Origin of the sequence: Stenotrophomonas sp. SMYL8 (assembly GCF_036320065.1) — a bacterium.
Classification (GTDB): domain Bacteria; phylum Pseudomonadota; class Gammaproteobacteria; order Xanthomonadales; family Xanthomonadaceae; genus Stenotrophomonas; species Stenotrophomonas maltophilia_A.
Genome location: NZ_JAWIRR010000004.1, coordinates 64447 through 71552 on the forward strand (window position 1 = coordinate 64447; position 7106 = coordinate 71552).

Genomic DNA, 7106 nt, shown 5'->3' on the forward strand with positions numbered 1-7106 from the left:
TGGCAGGCGTTTGGACAAAGTAAAGGAGGAGGCGACCGCCGCAGGCGGACGACGGGGGACATTTGTCCAAACGCCTGCCACCCGCGCAGCGGCCCCACCGCTCGCAAAAATCCGGAGCGGAGAAACAAAAAACCCCAGCAGATGCCGGGGCTTCTCGTTCGCGAAGGCGCGGGCGCCTTACTTCTTCTTCGGCATGTACAGATCGGTGATCGTGCCGTCGTAGATTTCCGAGGCCATCGCCACCGATTCGCTCAGCGTCGGGTGCGCGTGGATGGTGTGGCCGATGTCCTCGGCTTCGGCACCCATCTCGATGGCCAGGCCGATCTCGGCCAGCAGGTCACCGGCGTGCACGCCGACGATCGCACCACCGATGATGCGGTGGGTCTCTTCGTCGAAGATCAGCTTGGTGAAGCCCTCGGTGCGGCCAATGCCGATCGCACGGCCACTGGCGGCCCACGGGAACTTGGCCACGCCGACCTTCAGGCCCTTGGCCTTGGCTTCGGTCTCGGTCACGCCGACCCAGGCGATTTCCGGGTTGGTATAGGCCACCGACGGAATCACGCGGGCGACCCATTCCTTCTTGTGGCCGGCAGCCACTTCGGCGGCCAGCTTGCCCTCATGCGTGGCCTTGTGGGCCAGCATCGGGTTGCCGACGATGTCGCCGATGGCAAAGATGTGCGGCACATTGGTGCGCATCTGGCGATCGACCGGGATGAAGCCACGCTCGGTGACCTGCACGCCGGCCTTTTCGGCATCGATCTTCTTGCCGTTCGGCGAGCGGCCCACGGCCACCAGCACGCGGTCGAAGGTGCCCTGCGCCAGCGCAGGCGCCTGGCCTTCCTCGGCGGCGTCGAAGGTCACGGTGATGCCCTTGGCATCGGCGGTGACGCCCGAGGCCTTGGTCTTCAGGTGCACTTCGATGCCCTGCTTCTTCAGGCGGTCGGCCAGCGGCTTGACCAGGTCCTTGTCGGCGCCCGGCATCAGCTGGTCCATGAACTCGACCACGGTGACCTTGCTGCCCAGCGCGCTGTACACGGTAGCCATTTCCAGGCCGATGATGCCGCCACCGACAACCAGCAGCGAGCCCGGGACTTCGGCCAGCTCCAGCGCGTCGGTGGAATCCATCACGCGCTTGTCGTCCCACGGGAAGTTCGGCAGCTTCACCGCCTGCGAACCGGCGGCGATGATGCACTTCTGGAAGCGCAGCAGCTGGGTGCTGCCGTCAGCAGCAGTGATTTCCAGCTCGTTGGCCGAGACAAACCTGCCGACGCCCTGCACGCTGCGGACCTTGCGCTGCTTGGCCATGCCGGCCAGGCCCTTGGTCAGCTGGTTGACGACCTTTTCCTTGTACTCGCGCAGCTTGTCCAGGGTGATGGTCGGCTTGCCGAACTCGACGCCGAAATCACCGGCGTGGGCCACTTCGTCGATGACCGCTGCAGCGTGCAGCAGCGCCTTGGACGGAATGCAGCCCACGTTGAGGCAGACGCCGCCTAGGCTGGCGTAGCGCTCGACCAGCACCGTATCCAGGCCGACGTCGGCAGCGCGGAAAGCGGCGGTGTAGCCGCCCGGGCCGGAGCCCAGCACGACCATTTCGCATTCGATGTCGGCTGGCTTGCCGCTGGACAGCGCCGGCTTCGGCGCAGCCGGTTCAGCCGGGGCGCGGTGCGACGGGGTCACCGGCGGCTTGCTGGCCGGGGCGGCCGCAGCTGCGGCCGGCGCGGCGGCCTTGGCCGGGGCTTCGGCGGCGCCTTCGGCGTCCAGCACCACGACCACAGCGCCTTCGGACAGGGTGTCGCCCAGCTTGACCTTGATTTCCTTGACCACACCGGCGGCCGAGGACGGCACTTCCAGGGTGGCCTTGTCCGACTCCAGGGTCACCAGACCCTGATCCTTCTTCACCGTGTCGCCGACGGCGACCAACACTTCGATCACCGGCACATCGCTGTAATCGCCGATGTCGGGAACCTTGACTTCAATCGTGGCCATGGTGGGTTTTCCTCGTGCCCGCCCGGCGGTGCCGGCGGGCTGTCACTGCATCTGTTCACGCGGCCGCGCCAGGGGCGGCGGCCGCACGGTGGGGGCGAAGCGGTGCCTTACAGCAGCACGCGGCGCATGTCGGCCAGTACCTGCGACAGGTACGTGGTGAAGCGTGCGGCCAGTGCGCCGTCGATGACGCGGTGGTCGTAGCTCAGCGACAGCGGCAGCATCAGCTTCGGTGCGAACTCCTTGCCGTTCCAGACCGGCTGGATGGACGACTTGGAGACGCCGAGGATGGCCACTTCCGGTGCATTGACGATCGGGGTGAACGCGGTGCCGCCGATGCCGCCCAGCGAGCTGATCGAGAAGCAGCCGCCGCTCATGTCGGCCGGGCCGAGCTTGCCGTCGCGTGCCTTCTTGGCCAGTTCGCCGGTTTCCTGCGCGATCTGCACCACGCCCTTCTTGTCCACGTCGCGGATCACCGGCACGACCAGGCCGTTCGGCGTGTCGGCGGCAAAGCCGATGTGGAAGTACTTCTTCAGGGTCAGGTTTTCACCGCTGGCATCAAGCGAGGCGTTGAATTCCGGGAACTTCTTCAGCGCCGCGGCGCTGGCCTTGATCAGGAAGGCGAGCATGGTCAGCTTGATGCCGGCCTTCTCGTTTTCCTTGTTCAGCGCCACGCGCAGGCCTTCCAGATCGGTGATGTCGGCCTGTTCGAACTGGGTGACGTGCGGGATCATGGCCCAGTTGCGGGCCAGGTTCGCACCCGAGATCTTCTTGATGCGCGACAGCGGCTGGACTTCGGTCTCGCCGAACTTGCTGAAGTCGACCTTCGGCCACGGCAGCAGGTTCAGGCCACCACCGGCAGCGACAGCAGCACCGCCGGCAGCCGGGACGCCGCCGCTGAGTGCGGCCTTGACGAACTTCTGCACGTCACCCTTGGTGATGCGGCCCCCCTTCTCGGTGCCGTTGATCTGCAGCAGGTCCACGCCCAGTTCGCGGGCGAACACACGCACCGCCGGGGTGGCATACGGCACCTTGGCCGGCAGCACGCCATCGGCATTGAACTGCACCGGCGGGCTGGACGGGGTACCGGCCGAGGCGACCTCGCGGGCCGCCAGCTTGTCCGGCTGCGCCGGCACAGCGACCGGCTCGACCTTGGTGGCGGTCTCGGCGGCAGCCGGAGCGGCAGCAGCGGCTGCCTTGGTCGGCGCCGGCGCGGCAGCGCCCTCGGCCTCGATGATGGCGACCACATTGCCCTGCGACAGAGTGTCGCCGACCTTGACCTTCAGCTCCTTGACCACGCCAGCCACCGAAGACGGCACTTCCATGGTGGCCTTGTCGCTTTCCAGCGTGACCAGGCCCTGGTCCTTCTTGACCGTGTCGCCGACGGCGACCAGCACTTCGATGACCGGAATGCCGGAATAGTCGCCGATATCCGGCACCAGCGCTTCAACCGCACCACCGCTGGCAGCCGGAGCGGCCGGCGCAGCTGCGGCCGGGGCCGGCGCGCTCTGGGTGGCGGCAGCCGGCGCTGCGGCCTTGGCCGGTGCCGGCGCGGCAGCTGCCGGCTTGGCAGCCTCGCCTTCAGCCACTTCGATCAGCGCCACGACCTTGCCCTCGGACAGGGTGTCACCGACCTTGACCTTGATCTCCTTGACCACGCCGGCCACGGCCGACGGCACTTCCATGGTCGCCTTGTCGCTTTCCAGCGTCACCAGGCCCTGGTCCTTCTTGACCGTGTCGCCGACGGCGACAAGCACCTCGATTACCGGGATATCGCTGTAGTCACCGATATCGGGGACAAGTGCTTCCTTGATTTCGGCCATGGGGATAACTCCGGCAATCTGGTGTAGGGAAACGTCTATTGTGCGGCCAGCGGGGGCCAGCGCCAACCGTTACAGGTGTTTTCAGTACTCACGCAGCCGGGACACGCTGTTGCTCATGGGTTGCGGCCGCGACCAGTCGGTAGCGTATTGTCCGGACGATGTCCGCTTCATGTCGCCAGTGCGTCGGCTACCGGCTGCCAGGCCTGGCGCAGCCGCGGCAGTGACCAGGCCGCGTTGGCAGGGCTGGTGGACGGCAGCGCCAGCAGCCTTGGCGGCGCCTCCAGGCCGGGCAGCACCCAACGCTGGAATGCCTTCAGCGATGCCGCACCGTTGCAGCCGATCAGCTCCAGCTCAGGAAGCGAAGCGATCAATGCCGGCAGCGCATTGGGTACTTCCGTGCCACGCACGATGTCGGCATCCAGGCTGCCACGCCGCTCGCACTGACCGATCACATCCCACAGACCCACACCGGCTGCCTGCAGTGCGCGCAGCCGTTGCGGGTACGCCAGGGCCACATCGAAGCCACAGATATCGGCCAGCACAGGCCAGAAGCGATTGCGCGGATGCGCGTAGTAGCGCTGCTCCTGCAATGACGCAACGCCGGGCATCGAACCCAGCAGCAGCACCCTGCACTCCATGTTCACCTGCGCTTGCAGGCCGATGCACACCGTTGCTTCGCTCACATCTTCTCCAACTGCATGAATGTCGCCGAGGGCCGAAAAGCCCATGAAAACAGGCTTTTCGCTCCAGTCGCTGAACAAGGGAAACTATTTTTTAACGTGCGTCGGATTCGATTCATGTTGGGGCGACTACGGTGTGCTCGCCCCGCAACCGGGGGCCCAAAACAAGAAACATTAGGAGATACCCCCATGCGCTCCATCCGTATCCTGAGTCTCGCCCTGCTGACCTCCGCCGCCTTCGCGCCGGCCGCTTTCGGCCAGGACAGCAGCAGCACCGACACCGCTTCGGGCAAGCATTTTGCCGTTGTTGGCGGCATCTCGCTGCTGGAACCGAAGAACGACCCGATCACCGGCGTCAAGAAGACCGATGGTGGCCCGGCGCCGACCGTCAGCTTCAGCTACTACATCAACGACAACTGGGCCGTTGAACTGTGGGGCGCTGCCGACAAGTTCGACAACAAGTTCAAGGGCCCGAACAACGCCCGCCTGGGCTCGGTCGAGCAGCAGCCGATCGCGCTGAGCGGCCAGTACCACTTCGGCCAGGCTGACAACGTGTTCCGTCCGTTCGTGGGCGTGGGCTACTACCAGTCGAGCTTCAGCAACGAGAAGCTGGGTAACGGCGCTGACACCGACATCCGCTTCAAGGATGCCAAGGGCGTGATCGGCACCGTCGGCGTGGACATGAACATCAACTCCACCTGGTTCGCCCGTGCTGACGCCCGCTACATGCGCGCCCGCCCGGACGTGAAGGTTGGCGGCGAGAAGATCGGCGAAGCCAAGATGGATCCGTGGACCGTCGGCTTCGGCATCGGCGCCCGCTTCTGATCCAGGCTGCACCTGCTTCACTGATGTAACGCGACGGGCCCTTCGGGGCCCGTCGTCGTTTCCGTCACCCGCGTTCTGTAGAGTCGAGCTTGCTCGACTGCCTTTCGTAGAGTCGAGCTTGCTCGACTGCCTTTCGTAGAGTCGAGCTTGCTCGACTGCCTTTCGTAGAGTCGAGCCATGCTCGACTTTTGCAACAGCAGTCGACTGACAGTCGACTCTACACACAGGATGCGGAGGCGCGATGCACGACGTCGACCTGCTGGTGATCGGTGGCGGTATCAACGGTGCCGGCATCGCCCGTGATGCCAGCGGCCGCGGCCTGCGCGTGCTGCTGTGCGAGCAGCACGACCTCGCTGGGCATACCTCCAGCGCCAGCAGCAAGCTGATCCACGGTGGCCTGCGCTACCTGGAACAGCGCGAGTTCGGCCTGGTGCGCAAGGCACTGGGTGAACGCGAAGTGGTACGCCGGCAGGCACCCTATCTGGTCCGCCCGCTGCGTTTCGTGCTGCCGTGGGAACCGCACCTGCGCCCACGCTGGATGCTGCGCGTGGGACTTTGGCTGTACGACCACCTGGGCCCACGCAGCCCGGCATTTCCCGCCTCGCGCGCCCTGGACCTTCAGCGTGATCCGCTCGGCCCCTGGCTCTCCCCGGATCTGCGGCAGGCCTTCAGCTACGCCGACGCGCAGGTCGATGACGCGCGTCTGGTACTGCTCAATGCCCTGGATGCTGCCTGGCGTGGCGCACAGGTACATGTGCGCAGCCGCTGCATCGAGCTGCGCCCTGTGCAGGGCCGTTGGCTGGCCGTGCTGGAATCCGCCGATGGCCAGCAGCATGTGACCGCGCGCGCCGTCGCCAATGCGGCTGGCCCATGGGCCGGTGGCCTGCTGGAGCAGATGGAGGCCCGCAGCGGCGGCCCCGCGCTGCGGCTGGTACAGGGCAGCCACATCGTGCTGCGCCGCCCCTGGCCTGATGACAGTGCCTGCCTGCTGCAGCAGCCCGATGGCCGCGTGGTGTTCCTGCTGCCGTTCGCCCACGAGCATCTGCTAGTCGGCACCACCGACACCGACTACCGTGGTGACCCGGCGCGCTGCAGCGTGCTGCCTTCCGAGGTGAGCTACCTGTGCGCGGCCGCCAACCGCTATCTGCGTGAGCCGATCACTCCGGAAGACGTGGTCTGGCAGTTCGCCGGTGTGCGGCCACTGCTGGCCGACCCGGACCCGCGTGCGGCAACGCTGAGCCGCGACTACCGCCTTCAGCTGCAGTCCAGCCCGGCGCCGGCGCTGCATGTGCTGGGCGGCAAGCTGACCACCTACCGGGTGCTGGCCGAGGAAGCGCTGAACCTGCTGCGCCCTGCCCTGCCACAGATGGGACCGGCCTGGACGGCAGGCGGAGACCCGCTGCCGGGCAGCGACTGGGGTGACGCCACACAGGCGCGCTCCCGCCTGCAGGCGCTGGCACCGTGGTTGCCCGTAGAGATCGCACGGCGTTGGGCCGAAGCCTACGGCAGCCGCAGCGCCGCCCTTCTGCAGGGTGCACGGGGCATGGACGATCTTGGAGAGGACTTCGGCGGCGGCCTGCATGCGCGGGAAGTGGCTTTCCTGCGCGACCACGAATGGGCCTGGGACGCCGAGGACGTGCTGTGGCGGCGGAGCAAGCTGGGGTTGCGGCTGGATGCTGCGCAGGTGACACGGCTGCAGGCGTGGATCGATAGACGGTAGAGTCGGGGGGGGGGGGGGGGCGGGGCCGGGGGGGGCCCGGGCCCGCGCAGAAGCACAACACCACACCCGCCCCCC

General features: G+C 66.8%; 5 protein-coding genes. 2 read left to right on the forward strand and 3 right to left on the reverse strand.

Translation table 11 applies throughout. The features are described 5' to 3' along the window. Positions 1 to 177 precede the first annotated feature (177 nt). The 3 genes from lpdA to V3B25_RS05340 form a co-directional block, all read right to left on the reverse strand. A complete protein-coding gene (gene lpdA, locus V3B25_RS05330) occupies positions 178 to 1986 on the reverse strand; it encodes a dihydrolipoyl dehydrogenase (protein ID WP_201117378.1) in 1809 nt (602 codons plus the stop codon). Positions 1987 to 2093: 107 nt separating this feature from the next. After that, complete coding sequence (aceF, locus tag V3B25_RS05335; protein WP_071229582.1) at positions 2094 to 3806, reverse strand: dihydrolipoyllysine-residue acetyltransferase; 1713 nt, start codon at positions 3804 to 3806, stop codon at positions 2094 to 2096. 167 nt (positions 3807 to 3973) lie between these two features. Then, positions 3974 to 4489 carry a DNA-deoxyinosine glycosylase gene (locus tag V3B25_RS05340; protein ID WP_049421431.1) on the reverse strand — a complete coding sequence of 172 codons (516 nt, stop codon included), beginning with the start codon at positions 4487 to 4489 and terminating at the stop codon, positions 3974 to 3976. Positions 4490 to 4675: 186 nt separating this feature from the next. On the opposite strand from V3B25_RS05340, the gene V3B25_RS05345 reads away from it, so the two are divergent. Next, positions 4676 to 5311, forward strand: coding sequence for an OmpW family outer membrane protein (locus tag V3B25_RS05345; RefSeq protein ID WP_329810264.1), 636 nt, complete (start codon positions 4676 to 4678; stop codon positions 5309 to 5311). A gap of 241 nt (positions 5312 to 5552) precedes the next feature. Beyond that, positions 5553 to 7031, forward strand: a complete 1479-nt coding sequence (gene glpD, locus V3B25_RS05350; protein WP_049421424.1) for a glycerol-3-phosphate dehydrogenase — start codon at positions 5553 to 5555, stop codon at positions 7029 to 7031. The last annotated feature ends 75 nt before the right edge of the window (positions 7032 to 7106 follow it).